Raw genomic sequence first — 25603 nt, forward strand, 5'->3', positions numbered from 1 at the left:
GATCCTGACCGCGATGGCGACGGTATTTCCAACGACTACGAGCTTCAGCTGGGCACGCTGCCGGATGACGCGAGCAGTGTGCCGCCGGATATGGACGACGATGGTATTCCGGATAGCCTAGATGGCGACATTGATAACGATAAGGTGCCCAACGAGGCAGATGCCTTCCCCAACGATCCAGCCGAGTGGAAGGATCTGGACGGCGATGGAATAGGCGACAACGCCGATACTGATCGCGATGGTGATGGGGTCAGCAACGATGATGAAATCGCCGCTGGTACGAAGCCTGACGACGCGACCAGCTTCCCGGATCGCGTGCCACCGCTGATCATTATCGAAGGTGCCGACAACAGCAGCGTCAACGAAGACAGCATCAGCCTGCGTGGCACGGTTACGGATGCTGGCGCCGGGCTGGCACGTCTGGAGTTCGCCTCTGACCGCTTCGCTACCATTCGCTTTGCCGTGACCTTGCAAGGCGATAACTGGACGGCCAGCGTGCCGTTGCTCGAAGGTGCCAACAGGCTGACCCTGACCGCCTACGACAAGGCCGGCAATCAGGCCAGCGTGGTGCGCAATGTCGAGCGTCTGCCCGTTGCCAGCGACATCGGCTTGAGTATCGGCTATCCCCTGGCAGGTGCCACGGTCAAAGACGCCACGCTGGTGGTGCGTGGTGTGCTGCGCAGCGACAAGGCAGCGCAACGCCTGGAAGTGCTGGTCAATGGCCAGGCTGCGACCCTCAGCAATACCGCCCAGGTCACCGAGTTCGATTTCCAGTCGGCACCGGTGAATCTGCAGGTGGGGCCCAACACCCTTGTGGTGCAGGCCTGGGTCGATCAGCGCAGCACGCAGCGTACCGTGCAGGTGACCTATCAGCCGGCACAGACCACCTTCAAACCGCCGCGCTTCGACAGCCTTACGCCGGCCAATGGCAGCCTGTTGCCGGGTAATGGTTTCGTCCTGCGCGGCCAGGTGTATGCCGAAGCCGGGCTGGACAGCATCAGCCTCAATGGCCGCAACTTGGTGCTGCGCGAATCCGGCACCCAACTGCTGGAGCTCAAGGAGACCCTTGGCATTCCGGTTGGCCAATCCACCTATAGCGTCGAGCTGCGGGCTCGCGACCGTAGCGGCCAGGAAACCCGGCAGAGCCTGAGCTGGAGCCTCGACCAGACGGCTCCGGTCATCCAGCTGGACACCCCCCTGGTTGAACTGCCTGCCGAAAACCGGGTGAGCGAGCAGCCCTATCTGGTCAGAGGCACGCTGCGCGAAGCCAATCCAGGCAGCTTCCAGATCAATGGCAGCGATGTGGCCTTGCAACCAGGCGCCGCGGCTGGCGAATTCCGCTTCGCCACCAGCCTCAGCCTGCCGCTGGGTAAAAGCGTCGAGCTGAGCCTCGAAGCGCGTGACCAGGCCGGCAACCAGACTCGCCAGGCCTACAGCCTGGAGCTGAACGGCCAGGCCGCCATCAACTGGGTCATTCCCACCGAAGGCACCGAGTTGCTCAATCTAGGCGAGCCCATCAGCCTGCAGGTAGCCGCGCGCATCGAAGACCTGAGTGGTCAGTTGCTTCCGCGTGCCCTGCTGTTATCCGCCAACGGAGACACCCTGGCCGATGCCGCGCTAACCGGTGATACCACGCTCAAGAGCACCAACCTGCAAGTGCCTGCGCAAGCTGGCCAGTATCGCTTGTTGGCGGTACTGCAGAACGGAAGTGGGCAAGTGATCGCGCAGAGCAGCCGCACCATCACCGTGGTCACTCCCGAGCAGATACCGGTGGCCATCGAGCGTATCGAACCGGCCAGTGGCGAGCGCGCAGCCAACCCCAATGACTTCATCAGCCTGTACTTCAACCAAGCCATCGATATCAGCAAGCTGAAGCTCGACGTCCACCAGAGTGCCCATGGTAAAACCTACGAAGACCGCGACGGCCTCGGCACCAGCGAATTGCAGGCCCAAGGCTACCAACTGGTCGACGTCAACTTCGATCATCAGGCGGTGGTTGGCAACCTGGCCGAGCTGCCTGGCAGCCAAGTGATCGCCTTCTACCCGGAGAAAGACCTGGCCTACAACGCTGAAGTCTCGGTAGACGTGACCTACGACGGCCAGGATCTGGCACGCATTCGCTACCGCGTCCGGCCGCTGCCGACGTTCATCAGTGGTGTCGTGCTGGATCAACTGCAGCAGCCCGTGGCGGGTATACAAGTGCGTATCGACGAGCTCGGCCGCAGCACGCAGACCAACCAGGACGGTGCATTCAACTTCGGCTTCGGTGACAGCGCCGCGCAGAACATTCCCGCCGGCCGTTATCGCTTGTCTCTCAACCCGGGCCAGGAATCACGCGGCTACGGTAGCGACAGCCGTAGCATCACCGTGCAGCACGGCGTGCTTAACGAGATTGGCCAATTGCAGCTGGCTCAGTTGAACGGCACCTTGCCCTACGTGCCCGCGAAGGGCGGCAGCCAACTGAGCATGCTCGGTGGTGAGCTCAAGCTCGACCTCGGCAACGCCACCCTGCAATTCCCCGATGGCCGTCAGGACGGCGACCTGCATGCGCAGATGCTGCAGTTCAGCGAGCTGCCGTACCCGGTCGACCCCATGGCAATGCCGTTCTGGATGTACGCCCTGCAACCGGCAGGCATCAACGTGCGAGGCACGATCAACGTCGACATCGCCGCCCTGAAACTGGCCGACACCTACGATTACCTGCCGGAAAACGGCGCCTACGTCGTCATGGTCGGTCTCGACCGCACCGCTGGCCGTGTGGTGCCGGTGGGCGCCGGGCAAATCGACAACCTGCGCATCCTCAGCAAAGGCGTGCTGGAGCCCGGCAACCTCGACCTGTTCGGCTTCGCGCTGGCGGGCATCGAAGCCCAGCCCGTGCTCCAGGCCTACGCCGAAGGACAAATGAACCTGCGTCAGCTGCAAGCTGAGCTCTACCGTTTGAGTAAGAGCCGCTGAGGCGGCTCAAGGAATCACTGACAGATGGATATGTTGCGTATGTCTACCTCCCCGCGTTCGCGTTGCGCAGTACGCCGCAAGGTATCGTTGCTGGGCCTGCTATTGGGCCTGATGCTTGGCGGGTGGGCAGTCACGGCGCAGGCGTTTTTCAGCCTGGGCATGATTCCCGGGCTATATGTACCGCAGACCTATTACAAGCACGGAGCGGTTTATACCCGAACGCTGGTACCCGGGCCGACGGGGCGCCCGGTGTACGTCGAATACAACAGCAGCGGCAAAGAGGCTCGCGAAATCGGCGAAGCGGTGGGTGCATTCGAACGTGCTCAGGTCATGTCTGGCGACACCTATCGCGCGTTGCTCAAACGTAAGAGCGACACCCTCGAGCGTTATCCCAGCGGTGAAGTGATGGCTGCTGCGGCCTACCGAGGTAAAACCTTCAAGACAGTCACTGGCGAAACCATCAGCAAGCCCAACCTCAATGACGGCATGCTCACCGTGATTGTGCGTGCGCAAAAGGAGCTGTTCACTACCGACGGCAAGGACCTCGTCCTGCTGCAATTGCCCCTTAAGGACGGCGTCACCCCCGATACCGCGAGCAAATCCCTGCTGCTGTCGAAGGAAGGTGACATCCTCGCGCAGACCGCCAACGCCATTGGCTTTCGCGTGGGCTTTTTCGGCAAGGATGGTCAGGTCTCCGACACCCTGTCGCGCGACCGAGATGCCAAGATATATGGGCCAATGGCTGGTGTCGGCGTCACCCTGGGTGGCTACATCCCAGGCGGCTATGGGCTGACCGACAGCAACGGCAAGTACAGCATGAATTACTTCCTGCCATCGTGCCCGGGCTTCGTTTTCGAGTACACCACACCGGCTTTTCTGGAGCTGCAATACAAGCGTTTCAACCCGCGTGGCGGCTCGTACATGCCGTATTACATGACCCGTCAGGATTACGACGTCTGTAACGGCCTCGGGGTCTACAGCCTGAGTGCGGCGATGGTCATCGCCACCGCGGCCACGCCGGTCAAGCGGCCCATGGACTTCCCCGTCGACCTGATGGTGATCGATGGCGCAGCTACGGTCAAAGACGCCAAGGTCGGCGACACGACCGCCTACAGTGCTGAGACATCCGACAGGGCACGCACCCTGCAAGAAAAATACGACTTCGACGGAGACGAGAAACCCGAGTTTGTGGTGCCGGGTAAGAAAGTGACCAAGACAGTGGACGGCAAGCCCAAAGAGGTTTTCGTCACCACCAGCGTGGCAGAGGCTGAGCTTCAAGGCATCTACCTGTCCAGCCGTTATGACAGCGCGCCCACCGATACCGAAGAGACGGCGCCGGACTTCACACGGCTGATCGACACCGCTGCGGATTTCAAGGATCGCGGTTTGCTGGATAGCATCACCACGCAAGATCTCAAAGACACCGATATCTATGTATTCCGCGAGTCCAACGGCCAATTGGTGGCAGAGCGTCGAGGCCTGCACGAGGATGAACTCTACAAGACCTATTCCGGCGTCGATGACGGGCAGGGCGCCTTTCGCTTCACCATCCAGTTGCGTGGCTCCGCAGAGAACTACTACGCCATCGCCGGCCGCACGGGAGAAGCCAACTTCACCAAATGGCAGAGCGCCGGTGGCTTCAAGGAAGAATTCCAGAAGCGTACCGCCAACCACCTCAAAGCTGGCGAGCAAGTCCGCATCATCGCCATCAACCGACCGACCGGCTACATCGGCAGCAAGACCTTTCAGTTGCAGTCTAGCCTCAGCGGCAACGTGATCAACCTCAATAGCCAACAAATTCAGATGGGCCCACCCAATCTGAAGATCTGGGCCGAGCGCAAAAGTAAGATCGAATCCGGTATGACCAAGGGCGATGAGAAGAAACAGCTCATCGGTAATGAGGGGGCGGGGCTTGGCAGCGACATCAGCATTGCCATCTACAGCGACTGGCGTGACGCCGATGGCAGCCCGCTGCCCGAAGAACTGGCGGACTATGGCTATACCGGCCGCCTGGCAAAGATCGTTGCAGCCAATCAGTTGGCCCCCGTGGGGGCCAACAGCGTGTCCCAGTTCAAGATCAAACCCGGCCAGCAGGTACAGGTCATTCAGCTGCCTGAAAAAGTATTGGCCAAGCAGCACTTGTACCTGCAGGTCGCGGGTCAGCCGGAGAGCCGCAATCCTGATTTTTCTTCCGAAGGCGCAGGTAAAGGAGTTCTTAAGTACCGGCCTACAAACTATGTACCGGTGCTGGTGCCTCTGCATGATGAGGAAACGAGTGAGATTTCCCGCCAGGCTTACCGTAAGGCTGATAGGGAACACCCAGAGCTGAATCTGAAAAGGCCAGAGCCTATTTATGCGTGGAAGTACCGGCCGGAAATGCAGTTCAGCTTGTATGAGTTGAATGTTAAGGAAATCCGCACGGTTGATGCGCAAGGTCTCAGTACAGATATCTCTCATGCTTCTCAGCCCCACATAGACGGTGCCAATGACTATGTAGGAATTCTCTACAACCTGATCAAGTCATCATTTGGCGCGTTGGACTCTTGGGGTTATCAGGGGGAGCGCGATTTGGTGCTGGCCTTTGGTGAGGAAGAAATAAAGGCAACCATTGGTGCTTCGCAGGAAATCAGATTCGAGAATATCGGGCACTTGGGCGGACTTTCGCCCGACGATTATCTAAGCCTCCGCCTGTACGCCAATAACGATACGGCCAACACACTATGGGAGTTTGCGTTTGGTTCTGACCTGCTAGGTCAGGCGCCCACTGATTACATCAGTGCGGACAGCCGCTCCGTCGACCTTGTTTCTTACCTGCCCCTGCAGCCTGATGAACAGAATCTCAAGGCTGTGAAAGTCCATTGGAGTGCCTCCGATGGCGGCCAATTGGCCAACTCGATCACGACATCCCAGTACGGGATTTTCCATAACACCCTGAGAGCAACGACGACTGCAGGTACTAAGCACACGGTCACAGCCAAGGTCGTCGAGTCGCAGGACGAGCGCGTCCCTGTCGGTACGGAGTTGAAGATCGGCCCCATGACGGTGGTTGCCGGTGTTCCCACAAGGATTGAGTTGTCGAGCGACTCCTCGGAGCTGCTGAGTTCGGGTGTCGATAAAGCCACGATTACCGGAAAGGTTTATGACCAGTACAACAACCCCGTCCAGGAAGGTACCCCGGTCAGTTGGCTGGCCGGCTACAGCGGACAGCTTGAGAAAGTAACCACGTCGGTCGATGCGCAGGGGCAGATTACAGCCGACTACCGGGTTGGCCTGGAAACTCTGCCCACAGACATAACATTATCTACGGGGGGCTTAAGCTCGACCACGACAATCAACAAAAAAGAACTGGATTACAGTATTTCGCTCTCCTCGCAGAACTTTACCCCCGGGACGTCCGGTACGCTGACCGTGACCCTGAATCAGGCGCCGCAAGAAGCGATGAGTGTCGCCTGGAACAACTCGGCAGGGCTGATATTCGGCCCTGAAAGCTTTGACGGTACTACTGCACAAGCCCAGTTCAGGATCGATAACGAGACTTCATCGAGTGGCCATGTTTCAGTCAACATCGGTGGCGTCGTCAAGAGCCTGAACTACAATATCGCTCCTGCTGACCCGGAAGGCTCCATCCGATTTGATTACGCTGCCATTGCTGCTGGTGAACAGAGTGCATACGAAGTGGAAACGCTTCGAGGATCGGAACTTCAGGCAGTTGTTAAATCTACCAATGCCACGGTTTATGGCAAGCCCAACACAACGGTGAGCCTGAGTGCGGGCGGGTTTTTTACACCTAACCAAGAACCAGTTGCGCTGTTTCCAATGGCGGGGCTTGATCTGGACGAGCAGGGTAAGCAGATTGGGCTCGATACGATTGGCGGCCTGCAAGCGAAGGTCAACGGCGATGTGGTCTGGGATGAAAGCGATTCCTACCTGGGCAGTGGTTCTAGCCTGAAGTTCGATGGTGGTCATCTACGGGTGAGCGATGACGACACCCTTGACTACAACACCGATTATTTTGCCAATATCCGCTTCAAAGCAGCGTCCCTTGAGATGGGTACCGTACTACTGCGCAAAGGGAGCAACGACTCGAGCGGCTATTCGCTGAGTATCGTGGACGACGAGGGAGTTGCACGTCTGCAGGCTCGTGTATCTACCGACCAGGGTGACTTCACCGTAGTATCGAGCACGCCAATCGAGTCGGGTCGATGGTACCTGGCCGGGCTGCAGCTCAGAAATGGTGTGTTGATGCTGGGTGTCGACTCGGGGCGGGATTCCGCTTTCGCGCCGGGCGTGCCGAAGAATTCGGGGTTCGCTAACGACCTGGTTGTTGGAAACGGTTTCCGGGGCAATATCAACGAGCTCAAGCTCGGCCAGATCCACGACTCGCGCGGATCATTGGTGCTGATTGATGGCGTCACCGAGAAGCAGATTACCTTCGATAAAGACGGCAAGGCCCGTGTTTCCATCTCTGGCGGAACCGCCAAGCTTAATACGCTGGGCTCTCGTGTGGGTTTCACAATCACGAGTGACTCGACTGTGGCGCAGACAGAAACCAAGGAGCTACGTTATCGCTCGGTGATCAGTCGCCTGACTTTGTTTGGCAGTCCCGTCGAGAAGTCTTACGCGCAAGGAATGGTTAACGCGAACACCCACGAGGGCGGGATTGCGGTCGTTGATGGTCAGGCATTGGCCGAAGCAATCGAAATGCTCAAAAAGATGGGTAAACCCGCACTGGAGGCACTTGAGACGGCTGCACAGTTTCTCTTCGAGATGACCAGTATCTCGGATGTATGGCAGCTCACCAAAGCGACCTATTTATGGATGCATGGCCGTTTCGATGAAGTCGACAAGATCGAACTGGCGTTCGCGGGTATCGGTGTCACATTGACCCTGGTGACGGTTGCCGTGAGCGTGGGGTCGGGAGGTGTAGGAGCGCCAGGCTCCATTGCGGCGATGATCTCAGTGAAGGGCGCGCTTACGGTTCTAAAGAAGACTCTAAAGGAAATCTTCATCAGCGATCCAGGGCAAATCCTGCGAATTGGCGGCACCGCGGCGCGCTGGTCGTTTGATCTGGTTGCGAATATTCTGGGTGGCAAGGAAGGTCGTCAGCAGGCCATTCAACAGTTGGTGGATTTCAAGGATGTGTTCATTGAGCTGATTACCAGCGGGACGGCAGCTGCCTGGGAGCTATTGAAGGCGGTTGGAGGAGGCGTAGAGGGATTCAAGGCGTTTCTTCGGCTGAGGAAGGCGCGTAATGCTCCATGCCTTATTCCAGGCTCAGCAGGTCTTGCGCGAGAGAGTCTTTATGTCCGTCTCACTCCATTAAGTGTGGGCATATCCAGCGCTTATGCTGCGCCTGTATGTGCTTCCGTTCTTATCGGAAAAGTGGATGAAGTCATAGCCCGGGCAGGACTTAATGATGCTCAGAAAACACTAATGTCGAATATAGGCAATAGAATGCTAGGCACCGCCGCTGATTTTTCAGGGGCTCTGAGAGCATCGGAGCAGACGCTGGGCACTATTGCCGAGTTTGTAAAGAGTGGACAAGGTGAAAGTGTTCTGAAGTTTCTCGGCAATATGGAGGATTTGAGCAAAACCCGAATGGGGGGATTCCGATTCGACAAGATGAGTCAGGTATTGCCAGATGGGAATACTGCATTTGATATGCTTATCGATACGCTCAAGTATTTGCCTGATGAAAATAGAGTTAAAGCATTTAATCAACTGGCCGCTGCGAATGCTAGTAACATTAGAGGGGTGTATGGGGAGGCTGCAATATTTAAGCGGATATCTAAGGATGGTCGATTAACGGAAGTTGATGAGCTCTATGTGGTGCCAGGTAGTTTAAAGTCTGGTGAGCGAGTTCCATATAATGGCAGGGTGGGTGTGGAAGGCGTTGATATAGAGGCAGAGGGCTTTGATCTTCTGGGGAGTGTTGGCAACGGTCGACCTCTTAATATCGAGGCGAAGAATCTAACTAGTTCTTCTGGGTATGGCGTGTCAAGGGTGATGAAGCAAGCTGAAAAACATCTGGAGACTAAGATTATTAATGACGTGCGTGATGGGAAATGGCTGGATGGTAAGCCGGTACTACATTATGAGTGGACGGGGGCTGCTTTCCATGGGGCGGACGGCTCCGTTAATATTCCATATGTAACTGAGCGAATTAAGGCAATCAGAGATGTGTGCAGAAAAATTATGGAGCCTATAAAGGTTGATCCGCTCTTTGATTGCGATAAGGATGTTACCTTTAATATTGGTTCTTTGTTGATTGAGCCGCTGAATAAATAGAGGAGGTGATATGGGTGGTATACCAAATAAAAAAATAGAATTTCGCTTGGCTGAAAAAAATTGCGATTATGCTAGTTGTGTTTTAGATGGCCGCGTTCTTTATGTCTGGTATGAGCGCCGCTGTGATGATGGATTGCTGAATTGCTTGAGGCGAATAAATCTCGATGAGTTTATTGGTTCTGAAGAGGTTTCTTATGATGATGTGAATAATGCGAGATGGGTTAGCACCTTACATGATTGTGGGGACTATCTTAGTGTGAGTGGAGGTGTGGGAGGGGTTTTTAGAAAGAGTGATTTATCTCCAGTGTATATAGAGACTGGGGATTATATTGCTCTTAATCGTTGGGGCGGCTTTTCGTTTAATTTTGTTTATGGGGAGAAATTTTATCGCGCCGTTGATTTTCTTGAGGCGCCCGATAAGGGGTTCGATGTTATAGATGTTGATAGTTGGGGTGTGGTCGGTCATCTTGATTTGGATCTTAAGGATGCTTGTGTTGTTGGGTCAGGACTTTGTTGTGGAATTAAAGCGGATTTGAGCTTAGTTATATATTCGCTAGAGAAAGCTGCTGTTGTTTTTGAATTGAGTCTTTCAGATCTGCTAGGGGCGCGTGATGCTCAAGAGGATGTGAAGTATTTTGCGCGAGGCGACCTCGTTTTGGTGCATTGTGCAGGGCTGATTGCTGTTATTGATATTAATGATCTTGCTGTGGTCAGTAGGATTGAGTATTCGCGTGCGGAGTTAGTTGCTGGGAAATTAGCTGAGGCCGGTTTGGTTTTTTCGAATTTGTCTGTGAGTGATATCAGTTGTGTTGATAATGATGTTGTGCTTAGTTTCTCTAGGGGCGCTATTTGTATCGCCATGAAACAAGGGGAGGTTCGGTGGGCTAAGTTATATCCAGTTAATGTTAGTTTTAGTGGTTCGTGTATTAGTGGGGATATGGTTTTTGGTGTGAAAAATGATAGGCCTGTGGCTTGGGACAGATATACAGGTGAGGATTTGTGGGAGGCAGCAAGCCGCTTGCCATGTAAAAACATTCAGTCTGGAGAGGGTTGGCTGGTCTATTCACAAGTTGGTGGCCATATTGCCTGTTATAAATGGAAGAAACCTTACATTTCTCCGCATCGGCCGGCCTGATAATGATGGCGATAGACATCATACCTTTGCTTAAGTCTGCTGAATGGGCACGCTTGGCTGTTGGGCAAAATTCGCTTGTCTCTCCTCTTCCCGATGAAGGCGTTGAGGCAAGTTCAGCCGCTCCCCTAATCGCCTATGGTGTGGATCAAGCTAATAATGTGGCATTCCTACCCGCAACTGAGTCGAACCTACAGAGAATCAAGACGATCCGTGAGCAGTCATTCGCCGCATTGCGCCAACGGCTCGCCTATCTAGACTGGAATCATACTGACGGCGGCAATGGAGATGTCCTGATTTTTGCGGGCGATTTTAATGCCGCCGAATGCCTGTTACTCCCAGAGCGGATGCAGGAGGCTCATGCTTTGCTGGACTCGCCGAGGCTTTTGGCCTGTACGCCCAAGCGGGGAGTTCTGCTGGTATGCCGTTATCTGGCGGAAAATAAAGAAGCGACTGAGGCATTTCTCAATCTATGTCACGAAATTTATTACGGAGTGGATGACGAGTCCATTTCGCCCATTGTCTGGGGCGTATCCAAGGGACAGATCAAGGACAGGATGCAGATTGGCGAAGACTACCTCGACTACTTGAAGAGCAAGTACTCCCCCGAGGTTAGCCAGCCAAGTGAGGCTCTGGAGAAGGCTTCTGATGAACAAAAGATAAACGTGAGCGAAGTCCCGGTCGAGAAGACGATTTTATACTCTCCTGGGCAAATCGCCTTTATGACGCTGTTTGGCACTATCCTAGCCGGACTCTACGCCATATTCAGAAATTACCAGACCCAGGGTGCAGCATCGGCTGCTCGAATGACTCTGGTTGTCGGCAGTATTCTCGCTCCGTTGAGCATCTTTACGTTCATGACCCTTCCGGGTAGTGGATACGACAGGCTGTTCCCCATTCTGTCCGCCATTCTTGTGGGGGGGATGTGCAAACTCGTTCAGGGCCGCATGTTGAAAGAAGCTCAAGATAACGGTGCCAAGTTCCATAAGGTTGGCAACCAATGCTTTGTTATCGTTGTTTCGTTATTGGTCATGCTGCCGCTGGTTGCCATGCTGATCATGCTCGTGCCTTCGAGCTAAATGCGCTCTTAGTGGGGAATTGGAAACACGCTTTTCTTCGGCGTTAGTCGAATCGCTCTTAACAATCCGGAGTTAATCTAGGGGCACCATTGGTTGCTCTGGCGTAGGCCAGTTTCTGCCCATATAAACAATTTCTAAGCTGGCCGGCTGATGTAGCGCATGCGAATGCCGGCGCGACAGCGCCTTTACCGAACGCAAGTTCCAGCCCGGTACGGCGCCGGCCAGCAAGACGGCGCCGATCCATGGCACGCTCAGCACCGAGCAGATGAACGAGATCTTCGAGAATCCTCTCTTCGACCAGGCCACTGGCGATATCGACGATTATTTGATGGACATCATTCTGAAAAAAGCCGGATTCTCGCAGGACTTTATCGACAACCTGAAAACCGCACGGCGCTGGACGGACAAGTTCAACGATGTGCAGGATAAAGTCAGCGATTACCTGGAATTTCTGCCAAGGGCCGAAATGGAACTGAATATCGACGTGGAAGAGTATCTTCCCGACGATTTGCGCAAAAGGATCGAGGAGATCGGTAAGGACTTCGCTATTGATCTGGACATGAGGTGCGACGATGATTGACTTGAGTGAGTTCTTTCCGGCCGGAGTGGGCCTGAAAACGCCGGAGCGTAAGGTGTTGTATACCGATATCTTGAAAGTGACCGAGCATCACTTTGCCAATATGCCGGGCAGCTTTGCTCAGGCTTTTAAGCGCCTGTTCTTCCTGGGCGAGCTGGAAGGCTACGGCAATTTCGACGGTATGGAGGTGTTTTATATTTGTATGAGCTTGCCAGAGGCCAGTTTGAAGTATTATGTAAAGGTGCAGGAGCGTTTTGAGGGCTATGGTAATGGGCGTGCGGTTTATATGTTGCGAACCTACCTCGGGCGCTCTGTAAAAAGATACCCACTGCAGCGTGAACGGTGGGGATTGATACTGCGATCCATTGATGAGTATGAACAGAGTCACCCTGAAAAAGATAAGGCTTTGGATCTTGATTATCTGATGCTTTTCCTGAACTCTATATTTTCGGCTGTTTGTTTTAAAGGTGGGGCGCATTATTCTTTAGGTGTGGAGATATTTGAAAGATGTAATGCTGAGTTTTCTAATGCAATGCATTTTACAGCTGGTGAAAATTTTAGCTATGTAAGGGAAAACCTAAATATCTTATTTGAAGGAAGGGCGGAGCTTCCGGACGCTTATCTCGACCCTTGGTTCATCGAGTTCTGCCAACGCTATTTCGTGCGGCGCGACCTGAATCTGGCCTTTTTGCAGTTCTGCGACGAGGTATATCAGGCCATACCCGAGGGTCAGCGGATTCTTTGGCAAGGCGATAGACTTTTCGTACCTAGCCTTACCCAGTGATTTGTAGATCCCGCCAAGGAGAGTGTGAGCGATGGCGACCGCCTTTTATGTCTTGGTCTGCAGTTCGCGATATGAATTGTTGAGAAAAGTGGTTTTGAATTTGAGCCCTGATAAACCAGTGTTCATCGAGGATGTAGAGCCGGAGTGGCAGGCGCTTTATGACGCTCTGGAGTTCGCGCCCTGGCCAGCGGTGTTGAGATTTTTGAACGTGCGGACATTGTTGGTGGGGTGGAGTATTGACTTTGATCCTACGGTGTTGGCTTCTTTAGTTGAACCATTATTGGCAACGGGCGCTGAAGTGCCAATCGGTGCGGTTTGCCTTGAGCAGGAGGAAGTTTTCTTGGTGCAAACTTTGCCCGAAGTCTGCTTGATTTATACGCCGGTAAAACATGATTTCTCTGAGGACGCTGATTTGATCGTTTGGTTACGCCGCGAAGCACAACTGTTCTGACTGTATTGCACAATGGCGACTATCCATTCGGCCGGTGGTCGCAAAAGCAATGAATGCCATTGGCTATTGAACAGAAGTGAAGGCATTTGAAGGCGAAACACTGATCTACTGCAGGCGCTACTTCCTGCTGTTATGCCCCGGCTTCGTTTTCGAATACACCACACCGGCTTTTTTCTATAAGAAGGCTGGCTCGATTTATGAGGTGTATGAGGAATGGGCAGAGTATTTATCTGTGGTGGCGCGTATTGTTGGGCTTGATCTCGAAGATACTGCTGTCGAGAAGCGAATTGAAAGGGGCAAAGGCTTGGCCGAAACTGTCGCGGAACGAGCAGGTATATGTGCGGAGGATGATTGATGTCAGAGATTATTTGTCAGGTATATAAAGGCCTAGAGGATGCCCAGTCTCCAGAGCGGCGTGAGCTTTACAATCAGGTTTCCGAATTTTGTAAGCGATTCGTTGGGCGTTCGTCTAAAGATTTTGATTCGCGTCTGAAAACTCTTCATTTCACTGGTGAACTGGCTTTGCAGAAAGAAGGAGGCGAAGGTATGACGCCGGCCTTTGCCCCGTTGGTGCTGTGCCTCTGTGCGCCTCGTGTTAATGAAGAGGAATTTAAAGGATATTTTGACGGATTTGGTTCAAGGCATACGGTCGAGACTATTACTGATTTGATGGACTTTCCTATAAAGGTCGGAAAGCTCCAAGAATATTCACTGCTTTTGGACCGCTGGAGCATGATTGCGTATGTTCAGCGAATATATTTGGCAGCAGAAGATCAGGTGCAGCGTCGCTTGAAGGGCGTATTCTGGCTATTGGCATACGAAGGTAAATCTGCCGAAAGTTTGACCCCAGTTTTGTTTGCGGATATCGAAAAAAACTTTAACGCAGCTCTGCGTGAGCGTTACGCAGAGCAGTTTGATGATGGCGCTAGCAAATTTCTGTTCACGCTTTTCAGCGGCGCAGCGGAAGAACTGTCGGCCTACGAAGATCCTTGGTTTATTGAATTTTGCCGTAGGTTCTTTGGATGTGACTTCGCTCCGGAATTACAGGCATACTTCGGTAGCGTCTATGAGTCGGTCGGTGAAGCTGAGCGGATAACTTTTGATGGAAAGCGCATTCTACTGCCTGCTGCGTAACGAGGTGGCTTCAGCGTCCGCAAAGTTTGAGTTGAATTTTGGAGTGTATAAGCCTTTATTTGCGGAAGACGTTGCCACGCAGTGGAGGTCAATGTATCGGGCGCTGGAGCCTATCAATGACCCGGTTCTACTCCATCGACTGGATGAGCGTACTGTGCAAGCAGGATGTGGCGTTGAGCTTGATTACTCTCTTGTTTATAAGCTGATTGGGGCGCTAGAAGCTGCTGGATGTACTGTATTTTCCCCGTTGCTCTGGCTTGAATCTGGAGAGGTGTTGCGCATCATTAGCCTTGATCATGAGGGTTGGCGTTTGGCGCCAACCTTTGTCGATGGGGAGGAGCAAATTTTTGACGATGAGGCACTGCTTCTGTTCATGCTAGATCTTGATGGCCAAGTTGCTCAGATCTCTGGCTAGGCACTTCAAGGGCAGGAAACCCATGTGCGTATTGGACTATCTGTCTCCGCTCCCTGCGCACTCCCGCACGAATTATTCCCTTGACCTGTGATTTAATTGCCATCTTATAGCTAGTATCAGTCTGGCACTGCCGCCGGGCTTTCTGGCCGGTGATCCCGTCGCTGTCACACATGGATTGTGCAATGTCGGCTTCCACTTCCCTTGATGCGCCTGATGCCTCCGCTGAACCGGTTGCGTTATGTCGCCTGCCGTTCGCCTTTGCCAAGCGCCATAGGTGTTGTTGTAACTCGAAATCAATAGCCCCCAAGGCGACTCAGCAGAATGAAGTGGTGACGGAAGCGTCGCGTGATGAGCAGAGACACGTTCGAGGGGCGGATGCGACTGAAGCAACCCTTTTGTATTCGCCTGGGCAAATCGCTTTTATGACGTTATTCGGCACTCCACTGGCGGGTTTCTATGGCATTTTCAGAAACTACAGCCGCCTCGGCGCTTTATCAAAGGCACGAGGTACTGTAGTCACAAGTTGCTTTATCATTCCGCTGATGATTCTTTCTTTCCTTACACTCCCTGGGAGTGCATACGACAAGATGTTTCCTGTCTTCTCTGTCGTTCTGCTGGGTGGGGTTTGCAAGCTTACTCAAGGTCGCATGCTTGAAGATGCTCAAATGAAAGGAGCTAGATATCATAAGATCTGGAATCAATGCTTGGTCATATTTTTCTTTATTGCTCATGTTGTTGGTGGTATCAGCTCTTGCCCTTTTAGTGCTGTTTCGCTAAAGCGTTTACAGGATGAGGTTTGTTTATGCTTCCCTGGTTGATAACTCTCTATTGGTACACGCCGGCAACGTTATCTTCAATGGATAGAATTTATGCACTTGTGTTTGTTATTGATAAGGAAATGGGCTTGCTGAGCTTCTTGGTGGAAAGTAATTTGGCTGCCTTTTTAGTGAGGCTTATAGGGGTGGGCCGAATTATCTAAGTGTCGAAGTGCACGAATATACTTAATGATTTCGAGTTGCCAGATTAACTTTAAAGCTATTGTGAGTTACCATGATGAAGGAATCTGATTTTTCAAGAAGTGAGTCGCCTTTCAAACGGTTTAAAAAACTTTGGAAAGCGGATGACCCCGAATGGGTTAAGGAAAGAAAAGAGCAGTGGCGGCTGCTGAAGAAAGAGCTGCAATTTACTGCTTCGCAACAGAAAACATTCTCTCATTTTTTTGTCTATGGCGAGGCTATGCCTGCTGTCGATTCTGGCGTGGCACTTAATAGTGCCGGATTAAGTGGGTGCGATAGGTTGTTCATGACGCCCTACTCAACGGCAGAAGAAGTGTCTGGATTATTTAATGAGCTTTCTCGAGGACAGCAACTGCAAGTGCTGATTGCATTTTTGCGTAAAGCAAGAGATATAAGCTGTCTTCCTGATCGACATGAGAAAGTGCGTTTTTTTGTTGAGGGCGTTTACTTGCCTGTCGTGCTACATAGTGAGCTGAGCCGTGATTTAAATGATGTCTATGTGAATACTATCTACAGGTTTATGTATGATGCGCGGCGGCGCCTAACGAGCTCGGATGAAGAAAGAGATTTTTACGTTCTGTATGCGGTGCAATTGTTTAATGAATTGCTAATCAAGGTGCGGGATCCGGAATCGATAAAAGATGATATTCAGGAAGTCATGGATGATCTGTTGGTAACGGTCTTGCGGAGTCAGGCCTCTAGCCTAAGTGAGTCAAAAAGATTACTTGTCGAAAGGCTTCGGGAGTTGTTCTATTCGACTGAAGCTGCACCTTGGTTGAAGAGCAGTATCTCGCGTTTTAAGGAGTAGCTTTTTTCTTGGAATATCATGGTTGGCATTGTTGCGGCAGATGCCGAAACTATTGCGATGTTGAACTGTTTTCTGATGCGAGATACGCGCCCTGATTTCCCTGAGGATTTTTCCCCTGAGTGGGACGATCTCTTTCAGTTGACGCAGGACTTTGATTTCCCGCAAGACATGCTATGCCGAGGTTTGACGGCTGTAATTAGCTGGCATGATAGCGATGTGAGTCTGAGCCAAGTTGGCCGCTGGGCTCGAAACTACCAAAAGTTTAAATGTTTGGTTGTCTATGTAGAGGGTGATGAAGCGGCTGAGGAAGAGCCATTTCATGGAGACTTTTATCATTATGGGAGTCGAGGGTTTGAACGAGTTACGTCAGCTAGGCGAGATTCCATTTGCTCTGATGAGGAGCATGCAAGGATAGTTGAGGATTTGTTTGTTTTTTTGAGTTGAATTTTCTTTGTTATACATCGGGGTTGGCTTGTTCTACATTTATGACTATTGCATCTATAAGTCTCGGCTGCTGAACCTGCCAAGCTGCTCGATGAGCGTGAAATCCTTCATTTACTTGGGCAAGCTGCTAGCTAAGGGCTGTGCGAGCCGCTACGAGCTATCTCTAGGTCGTAATGGCCCCGTTAGCGGCGATGGGCAATGTGCATTGATCGACCTATTCGCACCCCAACCTGTGATTTAATTGCCATCCAATAGCCAGCACCCGCCTGGCGCTGCCTGCCGGGCTTTCGGACCCGCGATCTCGTCGCTGTTTACACATGGATTGTGCGATGTCGGTTTCCCCTTCTTTCGATGCGCCTGATGCCTCCGCTGAACCGGTTGCGTTACGTCGCCTGCCGTTCGCCTTTGCCAAACGCCACGGGGTGTTGTTGCACCTAGGCGCAGAGGGGGCGCGTGTGGTTTATCGTCCGGGAGCGTCATTGCCGGCGGTGGGGGAGGCGTTGCGTTTTGCAGGGTTGCCGCTGGATGTGGCAGAAGTGGATATCGCTACCTTCGACCAGGCGTTGAGCGAGGCCTATCAGCAGGACTCTTCCGCTGCCATGCAGATGGTGGAGGGCTTGGGTGATGACATGGATCTGGCCAGCCTCGCGGAGCGTTTGCCGGAAACCGAAGACCTGATGGAGCAGGAGGACGATGCGCCGATCATCCGTTTGATCAACGCCATCCTCTCCGAAGCAGTGAAGGAAAACGCCTCGGACATCCATGTGGAGACCTTCGAGAAGCGTCTGGTAGTACGCTTCCGTATTGACGGCATTCTGCGCGAGATGGTGCAGCCGCGTCGCGAGTTGGCCGGTTTGCTGGTGTCGCGGATCAAGGTGATGGCCAAGCTGGATATCGCCGAGAAGCGCGTGCCGCAGGATGGACGCATTTCACTGCGGGTCGGCGGCCGTGAGGTGGATGTGCGGGTGTCGACACTGCCGTCAGCTAATGGCGAGCGGGTGGTGTTGCGCCTGCTGGATAAACAGGCAGGGCGCCTGACCCTTACCCATCTCGGTATGAGCCCGCGCGATCAACGCTTGATGGAGGAGGTGGTGCGCAAGCCCCACGGCATCATCCTGGTGACCGGCCCCACCGGCTCGGGTAAGACCACCACCCTGTACGCCAGCCTGGTGAGCCTGAACAACGGCACACGCAACATCCTCACCGTGGAAGACCCTATCGAATACCACCTGGAAGGCATCGGCCAGACCCAGGTGAACGCCAAGGTGGACATGACCTTCGCCCGTGGCCTGCGAGCGATCCTGCGTCAGGATCCGGACGTGGTGATGGTCGGCGAGATCCGTGATAGGGAAACCGCCGAGATCGCGGTGCAGGCTTCGCTCACCGGCCACTTGGTGCTCTCTACCCTGCACACCAACTCGGCCATCGGTGCCATCACCCGCCTGGTGGATATGGGTATCGAACCGTTCCTGCTGTCATCCTCGTTGCTCGGTGTACTGGCCCAGCGCCTGGTGCGCACGCTGTGCCCGGTGTGCAAGGTGCCGTATCAAGCCGACGCCGCGGAGTGCGCGCTGCTTGGCATCGACCCGGCTACTACGCCTACCCTCTACCACGCCAAGGGCTGCAGCGAATGCAACCAGATAGGCTACCGCGGTCGTACCGGCATCTATGAGCTGGTGGTCTTCGATGACTATATGCGCACCCTGGTCCATAACGCCGCTTCCGAGCAGGAAATGACCCGCTATGCCCGCACCAGCGGCCCCAGCATCCGCGATGACGGCCGGCGCAACGTACTGGCCGGGGTGACTACGGTGGAAGAAGTGTTGCGTGTGAGCCGCGAGGAATAATGGCTGCCTTCGAATACATCGCCCTCGACAGCCGGGGCCAGCAGCGCAAAGGCGTGATGGAGGGCGACAGCGCCCGACAGGTGCGTCAGTTGCTGCGCGATAAACAGCTGGCGCCGCTGGATGTAAAACCTACTCGCAGCCACAAGGAGCACAGCGCCGAGGTTGGCTGGAGTTTTCAGCGCGGCCTGTCGGCGTCCGATCTGGCCTTGCTGACGCGGCAGATGGCGACCTTGGTGCAGGCCGCCATGCCCATCGAGGAAGCCCTGCTGGCAGTCGCCGAACAGAGTGAAACGCCGCGGGTGAAGGCGATGATGCTGGCGGTGCGCTCCCGCGTGCTGGAGGGCAACAGCCTGGCCAACAGCCTCAAGGAATACCCTTCTGCATTCCCTGATTTGTACCGCGCTACCGTGGCGGCGGGCGAGCATGCCGGGCACCTGTCGCTGGTGCTGGAGCAGTTGGCCGATTACACCGAGCAGCGCCAGCAGTCCCGGCAGCGTGTGCAACTGGCGTTGCTGTACCCGCTGATCCTGATGGCCACCTCGCTCATCATCGTCGGCTTTCTGCTCGGCTACGTGGTGCCGGATGTGGTCAAGGTGTTCCTCGACTCCGGGCAGCGGCTGCCGGCATTGACCCGTGGCCTGATTGCCGCCAGCGATCTGGTGAAGAACTGGGGCTGGCTGTTTCTGGTCGGCGCCGTGGCCGGCACCGTGATGGCCCGCGCCGCACTGCGCCGGGACGCTACGCGCCTGCGTTGGCATATCGTGCTGCTGCGCCTGCCGGTGATCGGTCGCCTGGCGCGGGCAACCGATACTGCCCGGTTCGCTTCGACCCTGGCCATTCTCACGCGTAGCGGTGTACCGCTGGTGGATGCGCTGGGTATTTCGTCTCAGGTGATCACCAACCGTTCCATTCGCGCCAAGGTGCAGGTGGCTGCGCAGAAGGTACGCGAGGGCGGCAGCCTGACCCGCAGCCTGGAGCAGACCAACGAATTCCCGCCGATGATGCGACACATGATCGCCAGCGGCGAGAAGTCCGGCGAACTCGACCAGATGCTCGCGCGCACCGCGCGCAACCAGGAAAACGACCTGGCCGCACGCATCGCCATGCTGGTCGGGCTGTTCGAACCGTTGATGCTGGTATTCATGGGCGCGGTGGTGCTGGTGATCGTGCTGGCCATCCTGCTGCCGATTCTTTCTCTTAACCAACTCGTGGGGTGACACGTGAACAAAGGATTCAAGCAAGCGGGCTTTACGCTGATCGAAATCATGGTGGTGGTGGTCATCCTCGGCATCCTCGCCGCGCTGATCGTCCCGCAGGTGATGAGCCGTCCGGACCAGGCCAAGATCACCGTCGCCAGCGGTGACGTCAAAGCGATCTCTGCCGCGTTGAACATGTACAAGCTCGACAACTTCGCCTACCCGAGCACCCAGCAGGGGCTAGAAGCCCTGGTGAAAAAGCCCAGCGGCAATCCGGCACCGAAGAACTGGAACAAGGACGGCTACCTCGCACGCCTGCCGGTCGACCCGTGGGGCAACGCCTACCAGTACCTGGCCCCGGGCACCAAAGGCCCGTTCGACCTTTACTCGCTGGGTGCCGATGGCAAAGAAGGCGGCACCGACAGTGACGCCGATATCGGCAACTGGGAAAACTGAGCATCCATGCGCCAGGCCCGCGGCTTTACCCTGATCGAGTTGCTGGTGGTGCTGGTCATCATTGGCACCATGGTCAGCCTGGCGGTGTTGTCCATTGGCAGCAGCAGCGGTAGTCGCGAATTGCGTAACGAAGCCGAGCGCCTGGCCGCGCTGATCGGCGTGCTGGCCGATGAAGCCGTGCTGGATGGCCAGGAGTACGGCCTGCGGGTCACGTCCGAGGGCTACCAGGTGCTGAGCTACGACAACCTATCCGGTACCTGGAGCGAGGCCGACAGCCAGAAGACGCACCGTACTCCGGCCAGCCTGCGCCTGACGCTGGAGCTGGATGGCGAGGCACTCAAGTTGCCCGAGCCTGACGTTCAGGACGATCAGCCCGGCCTGACCAGCAACCGCGATGAAAAGAAAGAACCACTGGTGCCGCAGTTGCTGATTCTCTCCAGCGGCGAGCTGTCGCCGTTCCGCCTGCGCCTCGAAGAGCGCCGCGCAGGCGGCAATGCCTATGCCTTGGCGAGTGACGGCTATCAGTTGCCCAGCGCCAGCATGGACGACCGGCCATGAGTCGTCAGCACGGTTTTACCCTGCTTGAAGTGCTGGTCGCCTTGGCGATTTTCGCCACTGTCGCCGCCTCGGTGCTGACCGCCAGCAGCCGCAGCCTGATCGTTGCCCAGCAACTGGAGGCCAAGACCCTGGCTGGTTGGATCGCCGAGAACCGCGTGGCCGAGCTGCAATTGAAATTCCCCACACCCGGCGAAGGCCGTGAAGACAAAAGCCTCGAGTACGGCGGGCGCGAGTGGGAAACCCACAGTGAAATAGAGAGCACCAGTGACAAGGGCATGCGCCGTGTCACCGTTTGGGTGGCTCCCAAGCCCGAGCGGGGCAGCAGCGGCCCGGTCAAAGAGCGCTCGGTGCACAGCCTGACCGGTTTTCTCGCGGTGCGTGGCTGATGCGCCGTCAGCGTGGCTTCACCCTGCTGGAAGTGATGATCGCCGTGGCGATTTTTTCCCTGCTGGCCATGGGCACCTACCGCATGCTTTCCACCGTGCTGAAGACCGACGAAGTGACCCGCCAGCACGAGCGCGATCTGCGCGAACTGAGCCGTGCCTTCGCCTCGCTGGACCGCGACGTCAACCAGGCCCTCAACCGCAGCGTGCGCGATGCCTATGGCGACGAGCGCGCCACCTTGCTGGGCGAACTGGGCGCCAGCGATGGCAACGCGGCGCTGGAGTTCAGCCGCAATGGCTGGCGCAATCCTCTGGGTGGTGCGCGAGCCCAGGTGCAGCGAGTGCGCTGGCGCCTGGCTGGCGAAACGCTGGAGCGCCTGTATTGGAATGTGCTCGACCAGGCTGTCGATAGCCAGCCACGGGCGCAGAAGGTGCTCGCCGGTGTGCAGTCGATGAATCTGCGTTTCCTAGACGAACAGGGCCAGTGGCAGGAACAGTGGCCGCCGAGCCAGGGCAATTTCAGCGCGGAAGATGCGAAAAAGCGCATGCCCCTGGCGCTCGAGGTGAAGATCGAGCACCGTCACTATGGCGAGCTCAGCCGCCTGTATCGCCTGCCGGAGCCGGCCATGGAGGAAGCCGACAACGAGGAGCCGCAGCCCGATGCCGAGCAGCCGGGCGATAAGGAGCCGGACGGCACGGCGCCGGTCGAGAAGCCGGCCGATGGCGAAAGTGCCGTCGGCGAGAACGGAGCCGCGCAGTGAATCGGCAGCGCGGCGTAGCCCTGATTACCGTATTGCTGGTGGTGACCATCGTCACTCTGGTGTGTGCTGGCCTGATCGCCCGCCAGCAACTGTCGATTCGCAATGCAGGCAATCAATTGGCGATCAGCCAGGCCTGGCAATACGCCCTGGGCGGTGAGGCGCTTGGGCAGGCGGTGCTGCTGCGCGACCTGAAGGCGCCGGGCGTCGACCCTCGCGCCACCATCGACCATCCTCTGGAAGCTTGGGCCAAGCCGCTGCCGGTTTTCCCCATCGACGGTGGCGAAATAGGTGTCGCCATCGAGGACCTTGCCGGGCGCTTCAATCTCAACAGCCTGGTGCAGGACGAGCGCCGCAATGACCTGGCGGTAAAACGCTTCCAGCGCCTGTTGCTGCGTCTGAAAATCGACGAGCCCTATGCCGAGCGGCTGGTGGACTGGCTCGACAAGGACCAGGAGCCCACTGGTGAGTACGGTGCAGAAGACAACCAGTACCTGCTGATGCAACCGCCCTATCGCACGGCAGGCCATGAGATGCAGGACATCTCCGAACTGCGCCTGCTGCTGGGCATGACCGAGCAGAATTACCGCCGCTTGCTACCTTACGTCGCGGTGTTGCCAGGCAAGGTGCCGCTCAACGTCAACACCGCCAGCGCCATGGTGCTATCCAGCCTGGGCGACAGCCTGGATCCTGCATCGGCACAGAGCCTGCTCGCCGGGCGGGGCCGTGAAGGCTACAAGGAACTGCGCAGCTTCCTCGACCAGCCAGCCCTGGCTGGCACCGGGGTGACGGCCGCCGGCCTGGGAGTGGGCAGCGCCTATTACCAGGTGCGCAGCGAAGTACGTCTGGGCGATCGTCGCCTGGTATTGCTCAGTACCCTGCAGCGCGACCCCAAGGGCGTGGTGCGCGTGCTGCGCCGAGACACAGGTCAGCCGGGCTACTTGAGCCCGGTAGCCGAGCAATCTGGAGAATGACCATGGACTGCCTTTTCTTGCCCGCTGCCGGTGGCAGCGAATTGGGCGAGCAGAGCCTGTTGTATTGGCAGCGCGAGCATGGCGACGGCCAATGGCTGTCCGCAGCGGAATGCGCGCAGAGCCTCGAAGGGCGGCCGGTAGCGCTGGTACTGCCGATGGAAGTGGCCAGTACCTTTCTGATCGGCCTGCCTACGCAAAAGGCACGCTGGATGCGCCAGGCACTGCCGTACGCCGTGGAAGAGCTACTGGCCGAAGAGGTCGAACTCTTTCACCTGGCCCTTGGTGAAATGACCGGCGATGGCCGTTACCGGGTATTTGCGATACGTCGTGCCCTGCTCGGTGGCTGGCTGGATGATCTGCAGGCGCTGCAACTGAACATCGCCGCCATCTACCTGGACGCCGACCTGCTGCCCCGTGACGGTGAGCAGGCCCTGCAGTTGGGCGAGCGCGTGTTGCTCGGGGGTGAACTGGAAGCGCGCCTGGCCATCACGCTCGAGCGCTGGCCACAGATTCGCAATTTCTGCGGCACTCTGGTGCAGCCCAGCACCTGCGATTCGCCCTATCAGTTTTTGGCCCAGGGGCGTGGCAATGCGGTCGACCTGGCGCAGGGTGAGTTCGCCCCGCGCAGCGACAACAAGGCCTGGACGGTCTGGCGGCCGTTCGCTGCCGTGCTGGGGCTGTGGGTGGTGTGCTATGTCGGCTTCTGCGTGGTTCAGGCCTGGCAATTGGAGCGCCGTGGCGATGCCTTCAACGCCGCCAGTGTGGCGCTGTACAAGGAGCTGTTCCCCGAGGACCAGCGCATCGTCAACCTCCGGGCACAGTTTGCCGAGCACCTGAACCAGGGCCAGCGAAGCGAAGGTGGGTTCATCAGCATGCTGGAGCAGGCCTCCGCTGCCATTGCCGAGGCCAAGTCGCCGCTGTCGGTGGTGCAGGTGGATTACAGCCAAGTGCGTGGCGATCTGGCCTTGCAGGTACGGGCCAAGGATTTCGCAGCGCTTGAACAATTGCGCCAGCGCCTGGTGGAAGGGGGGCTGAAGGTGCAGCTGGGCTCGGCCAGTCGTGAAGAACAGGGCATTACCGCCCGTGTAGTGCTGGGAGGTGGCGCATGAAGGCCCTGACTTTGTGGAAAGAAGAGGCTCTGGCGCAACTGCGGCAATCGCCCCTGGTCCAGCGCTGGCAGCACCTGCCCAGCCGTGAGCGCCTTGCACTGACTGTGCTGGCCGGGTTTCTGGCCCTGGTACTGCTCTATGTGGTGGTCTGGCAGCCGGTCGTCAAACGCCTCGACCGAGCCCGCGAGTATTACCAGAGCCAGCAGGTGCTCTACACCTACATCCAGGAGAACGCCTCCAGGGTTCGCGGAGCGGGTGCCGCCAAAGTGACGCTCGAGCCCGAACAGTTGCAAGGCCTGGTGACCGCCACTGCCCAGCAGCGTGGCTTGCCACTGGAGCGCCTGGACAACGACGGCAGCGGGCTGTTGATCTCCATGGCCAAGGTGCCGTTCGAGCCGCTGCTGCTGTGGCTCAGCGAACTGCAAGGCAAAGGGGTACGCCTGAGTGACGTCAACCTCGACCGTGCCGACACCGGCAAGGTGGACGCCAGGGTGACCTTGCAGGCAGGGCCGTGATGCAGCCGCTGCGCGTTGGCACCGCTCCGGCTCGGCAGCCCGGCTGGTAGCAGCCGAGCGGCCGGGCCGGACTACCCGCGCAGCTCAGGTCTGCCGACGCACCTCGCGCATCGCTGCCTTGTGCGCGGCCCTGACCAAGTCGCAGGCATCTTCGGTGAGCAGGTAGGCGGCTTCGCTGAGGTTCTGCACGTCGATGGCGTCTGCCTGGGTGATCTTCATGGCGGCGAGGCTGTGCAGCAGGCCGCGTACGGCGTTCAGGCGTTGCGTGGCGCTTTCCTGCAGGTCGAGGTAGGAGTTGTTGGTGTCGATCAGCAGCACCGGTGTGGTGGTTGGGTTGCTGGACAGGGGGAGAAGGTCAGTCATGGTGCTGGCCTCCGTTCTGGTATTCGGTGGGGAATGTGCATTCGTCATGGGTGTAGCTCCTAGAGTTGAGGAGCCGCCAACATCACTTCCACATGATGGGTGGCGGCTGTACACAGGTGTGGAAGACCGGAACTCTAGGAATCCGGCGCACCCGAAGGCGCCCTGCGCACAGCCACCATAAAACGAAACGGCGGGCACAAAAAAAGCGCCTGCTTTCGGTACGATGGCGCTTGTGCGCCTAGAGTTGGTCGGGCTTCCACACCCGGTCACTGATTTTGCAGCGACGCACCGACTATAGGCCCGCGGAGCTGGCCTGGCAACGTCAGCTGAAGCCTGCCCTGCCATGAATAGACGCCAGGTT

22 protein-coding genes and 1 pseudogene are annotated in these 25603 nt (G+C 56.3%); 22 read left to right on the plus strand and 1 reads right to left on the minus strand.

The genetic code is table 11. The features are described 5' to 3' along the window. The 22 genes and pseudogenes from ACT9T4_RS24295 to ACT9T4_RS24400 all read left to right on the plus strand — a co-directional run. Nucleotides 1–2955, plus strand: a pseudogene (locus ACT9T4_RS24295) (hypothetical protein); the annotation flags it as partial. A gap of 24 nt (nucleotides 2956–2979) precedes the next feature. Continuing rightward, nucleotides 2980–9243 carry an Ig-like domain-containing protein gene (locus ACT9T4_RS24300; RefSeq protein ID WP_499119363.1) on the plus strand — a complete coding sequence of 2088 codons (6264 nt, stop codon included), beginning with the start codon at nucleotides 2980–2982 and terminating at the stop codon, nucleotides 9241–9243. A gap of 10 nt (nucleotides 9244–9253) precedes the next feature. Then, on the plus strand, nucleotides 9254–10378 hold the full coding sequence (locus tag ACT9T4_RS24305) for a PQQ-binding-like beta-propeller repeat protein (RefSeq protein ID WP_499119365.1): 1125 nt from the start codon (nucleotides 9254–9256) through the stop codon (nucleotides 10376–10378). Further along, nucleotides 10339–11454 (plus strand): hypothetical protein, encoded by a 1116-nt coding sequence (locus ACT9T4_RS24310; protein WP_499119367.1) that lies wholly within the window; start codon nucleotides 10339–10341, stop codon nucleotides 11452–11454. Before ACT9T4_RS24305 ends, ACT9T4_RS24310 begins: the two co-directional genes overlap by 40 nt. A 265-nt stretch (nucleotides 11455–11719) precedes the next feature. Further along, nucleotides 11720–12034: a hypothetical protein gene (locus ACT9T4_RS24315; protein WP_499119369.1), complete on the plus strand. Its 315-nt coding sequence runs from the start codon at nucleotides 11720–11722 to the stop codon at nucleotides 12032–12034. After that, on the plus strand, nucleotides 12027–12815 hold the full coding sequence (locus ACT9T4_RS24320) for a hypothetical protein (RefSeq protein ID WP_499119371.1): 789 nt from the start codon (nucleotides 12027–12029) through the stop codon (nucleotides 12813–12815). Before ACT9T4_RS24315 ends, ACT9T4_RS24320 begins: the two co-directional genes overlap by 8 nt. A 31-nt stretch (nucleotides 12816–12846) precedes the next feature. Continuing rightward, entirely contained in the window at nucleotides 12847–13266 is a 420-nt protein-coding gene (locus tag ACT9T4_RS24325) for a hypothetical protein (RefSeq protein WP_499119373.1), read from the plus strand. A gap of 76 nt (nucleotides 13267–13342) precedes the next feature. Beyond that, nucleotides 13343–13621 carry a hypothetical protein gene (locus ACT9T4_RS24330; protein WP_499119374.1) on the plus strand — a complete coding sequence of 93 codons (279 nt, stop codon included), beginning with the start codon at nucleotides 13343–13345 and terminating at the stop codon, nucleotides 13619–13621. Continuing rightward, nucleotides 13621–14400, plus strand: coding sequence for a hypothetical protein (locus ACT9T4_RS24335; protein WP_499119376.1), 780 nt, complete (start codon nucleotides 13621–13623; stop codon nucleotides 14398–14400). Before ACT9T4_RS24330 ends, ACT9T4_RS24335 begins: the two co-directional genes overlap by 1 nt. Beyond that, a complete protein-coding gene (locus ACT9T4_RS24340; protein WP_499119378.1) occupies nucleotides 14369–14815 on the plus strand; it encodes a hypothetical protein in 447 nt (148 codons plus the stop codon). Before ACT9T4_RS24335 ends, ACT9T4_RS24340 begins: the two co-directional genes overlap by 32 nt. A 182-nt stretch (nucleotides 14816–14997) precedes the next feature. Next, on the plus strand, nucleotides 14998–15633 hold the full coding sequence (locus ACT9T4_RS24345) for a hypothetical protein (protein WP_499119380.1): 636 nt from the start codon (nucleotides 14998–15000) through the stop codon (nucleotides 15631–15633). Nucleotides 15634–15865: 232 nt separating this feature from the next. Next, nucleotides 15866–16639 (plus strand): hypothetical protein, encoded by a 774-nt coding sequence (locus ACT9T4_RS24350; RefSeq protein WP_499119382.1) that lies wholly within the window; start codon nucleotides 15866–15868, stop codon nucleotides 16637–16639. 18 nt (nucleotides 16640–16657) lie between these two features. Then, nucleotides 16658–17083, plus strand: coding sequence for a hypothetical protein (locus ACT9T4_RS24355; protein ID WP_499119384.1), 426 nt, complete (start codon nucleotides 16658–16660; stop codon nucleotides 17081–17083). A gap of 329 nt (nucleotides 17084–17412) precedes the next feature. Beyond that, nucleotides 17413–18930 carry a type II secretion system ATPase GspE gene (gene gspE / locus ACT9T4_RS24360; protein WP_499119386.1) on the plus strand — a complete coding sequence of 506 codons (1518 nt, stop codon included), beginning with the start codon at nucleotides 17413–17415 and terminating at the stop codon, nucleotides 18928–18930. Further along, nucleotides 18930–20147, plus strand: coding sequence for a type II secretion system inner membrane protein GspF (gspF, locus tag ACT9T4_RS24365; protein ID WP_499119387.1), 1218 nt, complete (start codon nucleotides 18930–18932; stop codon nucleotides 20145–20147). The genes gspE and gspF overlap by 1 nt, the downstream gene beginning before the upstream one ends. Before the next feature lie 48 nt (nucleotides 20148–20195). Further along, nucleotides 20196–20582, plus strand: coding sequence for a type II secretion system major pseudopilin GspG (gene gspG, locus ACT9T4_RS24370; protein WP_499119410.1), 387 nt, complete (start codon nucleotides 20196–20198; stop codon nucleotides 20580–20582). 6 nt (nucleotides 20583–20588) lie between these two features. Further along, nucleotides 20589–21140: a type II secretion system minor pseudopilin GspH gene (gene gspH, locus ACT9T4_RS24375; protein ID WP_499119389.1), complete on the plus strand. Its 552-nt coding sequence runs from the start codon at nucleotides 20589–20591 to the stop codon at nucleotides 21138–21140. Then, nucleotides 21137–21526 carry a type II secretion system minor pseudopilin GspI gene (gene gspI / locus ACT9T4_RS24380; RefSeq protein ID WP_172137281.1) on the plus strand — a complete coding sequence of 130 codons (390 nt, stop codon included), beginning with the start codon at nucleotides 21137–21139 and terminating at the stop codon, nucleotides 21524–21526. Before gspH ends, gspI begins: the two co-directional genes overlap by 4 nt. Beyond that, complete coding sequence (gene gspJ / locus ACT9T4_RS24385) at nucleotides 21526–22284, plus strand: type II secretion system minor pseudopilin GspJ (protein ID WP_499119391.1); 759 nt, start codon at nucleotides 21526–21528, stop codon at nucleotides 22282–22284. Before gspI ends, gspJ begins: the two co-directional genes overlap by 1 nt. Next, nucleotides 22281–23255: a type II secretion system minor pseudopilin GspK gene (gene gspK, locus ACT9T4_RS24390; RefSeq protein WP_499119392.1), complete on the plus strand. Its 975-nt coding sequence runs from the start codon at nucleotides 22281–22283 to the stop codon at nucleotides 23253–23255. The genes gspJ and gspK overlap by 4 nt, the downstream gene beginning before the upstream one ends. Nucleotides 23256–23257: 2 nt before the next feature. Beyond that, entirely contained in the window at nucleotides 23258–24364 is a 1107-nt protein-coding gene (gene gspL, locus ACT9T4_RS24395) for a type II secretion system protein GspL (protein WP_499119394.1), read from the plus strand. Beyond that, nucleotides 24361–24879, plus strand: coding sequence for a type II secretion system protein M (locus ACT9T4_RS24400; RefSeq protein ID WP_499119396.1), 519 nt, complete (start codon nucleotides 24361–24363; stop codon nucleotides 24877–24879). Before gspL ends, ACT9T4_RS24400 begins: the two co-directional genes overlap by 4 nt. 84 nt (nucleotides 24880–24963) lie before the next feature. On the opposite strand, the gene ACT9T4_RS24405 is transcribed toward ACT9T4_RS24400, so the two are convergent. Further along, entirely contained in the window at nucleotides 24964–25242 is a 279-nt protein-coding gene (locus ACT9T4_RS24405; RefSeq protein WP_499119398.1) for a hypothetical protein, read from the minus strand. Between the last annotated feature and the right edge of the window lie 361 nt (nucleotides 25243–25603).

Source organism: Pseudomonas sp. SZ40, assembly GCF_052958135.1.

Bases quoted from the DNA above. Each gene is read 5' to 3' on its own strand.
- ACT9T4_RS24315 (WP_499119369.1), top strand. From the start codon at position 11,720: ATGAACGAGATCTTCGAGAATCCTCTCTTCGACCAGGCCACTGGCGAT.
- ACT9T4_RS24320 (WP_499119371.1), top strand. From the start codon at position 12,027: ATGATTGACTTGAGTGAGTTCTTTCCGGCCGGAGTGGGCCTGAAAACG.
- ACT9T4_RS24310 (WP_499119367.1), top strand. From the start codon at position 10,339: ATGGAAGAAACCTTACATTTCTCCGCATCGGCCGGCCTGATAATGATG.
- ACT9T4_RS24355 (WP_499119384.1), top strand. From the start codon at position 16,658: ATGGTTGGCATTGTTGCGGCAGATGCCGAAACTATTGCGATGTTGAAC.
- ACT9T4_RS24325 (WP_499119373.1), top strand. From the start codon at position 12,847: ATGGCGACCGCCTTTTATGTCTTGGTCTGCAGTTCGCGATATGAATTG.
- gspF (WP_499119387.1), top strand. From the start codon at position 18,930: ATGGCTGCCTTCGAATACATCGCCCTCGACAGCCGGGGCCAGCAGCGC.
- ACT9T4_RS24405 (WP_499119398.1), bottom strand. From the start codon at position 25,242: ATGACTGACCTTCTCCCCCTGTCCAGCAACCCAACCACCACACCGGTG.
- ACT9T4_RS24300 (WP_499119363.1), top strand. From the start codon at position 2,980: ATGGATATGTTGCGTATGTCTACCTCCCCGCGTTCGCGTTGCGCAGTA.
- ACT9T4_RS24305 (WP_499119365.1), top strand. From the start codon at position 9,254: ATGGGTGGTATACCAAATAAAAAAATAGAATTTCGCTTGGCTGAAAAA.
- gspH (WP_499119389.1), top strand. From the start codon at position 20,589: ATGCGCCAGGCCCGCGGCTTTACCCTGATCGAGTTGCTGGTGGTGCTG.
- gspE (WP_499119386.1), top strand. From the start codon at position 17,413: ATGTCGGTTTCCCCTTCTTTCGATGCGCCTGATGCCTCCGCTGAACCG.
- gspL (WP_499119394.1), top strand. From the start codon at position 23,258: ATGGACTGCCTTTTCTTGCCCGCTGCCGGTGGCAGCGAATTGGGCGAG.
- ACT9T4_RS24345 (WP_499119380.1), top strand. From the start codon at position 14,998: ATGTCGGCTTCCACTTCCCTTGATGCGCCTGATGCCTCCGCTGAACCG.
- ACT9T4_RS24335 (WP_499119376.1), top strand. From the start codon at position 13,621: ATGTCAGAGATTATTTGTCAGGTATATAAAGGCCTAGAGGATGCCCAG.
- ACT9T4_RS24340 (WP_499119378.1), top strand. From the start codon at position 14,369: ATGGAAAGCGCATTCTACTGCCTGCTGCGTAACGAGGTGGCTTCAGCG.
- gspJ (WP_499119391.1), top strand. From the start codon at position 21,526: ATGCGCCGTCAGCGTGGCTTCACCCTGCTGGAAGTGATGATCGCCGTG.
- gspG (WP_499119410.1), top strand. From the start codon at position 20,196: ATGGTGGTGGTGGTCATCCTCGGCATCCTCGCCGCGCTGATCGTCCCG.
- gspI (WP_172137281.1), top strand. From the start codon at position 21,137: ATGAGTCGTCAGCACGGTTTTACCCTGCTTGAAGTGCTGGTCGCCTTG.
- ACT9T4_RS24400 (WP_499119396.1), top strand. From the start codon at position 24,361: ATGAAGGCCCTGACTTTGTGGAAAGAAGAGGCTCTGGCGCAACTGCGG.
- ACT9T4_RS24350 (WP_499119382.1), top strand. From the start codon at position 15,866: ATGATGAAGGAATCTGATTTTTCAAGAAGTGAGTCGCCTTTCAAACGG.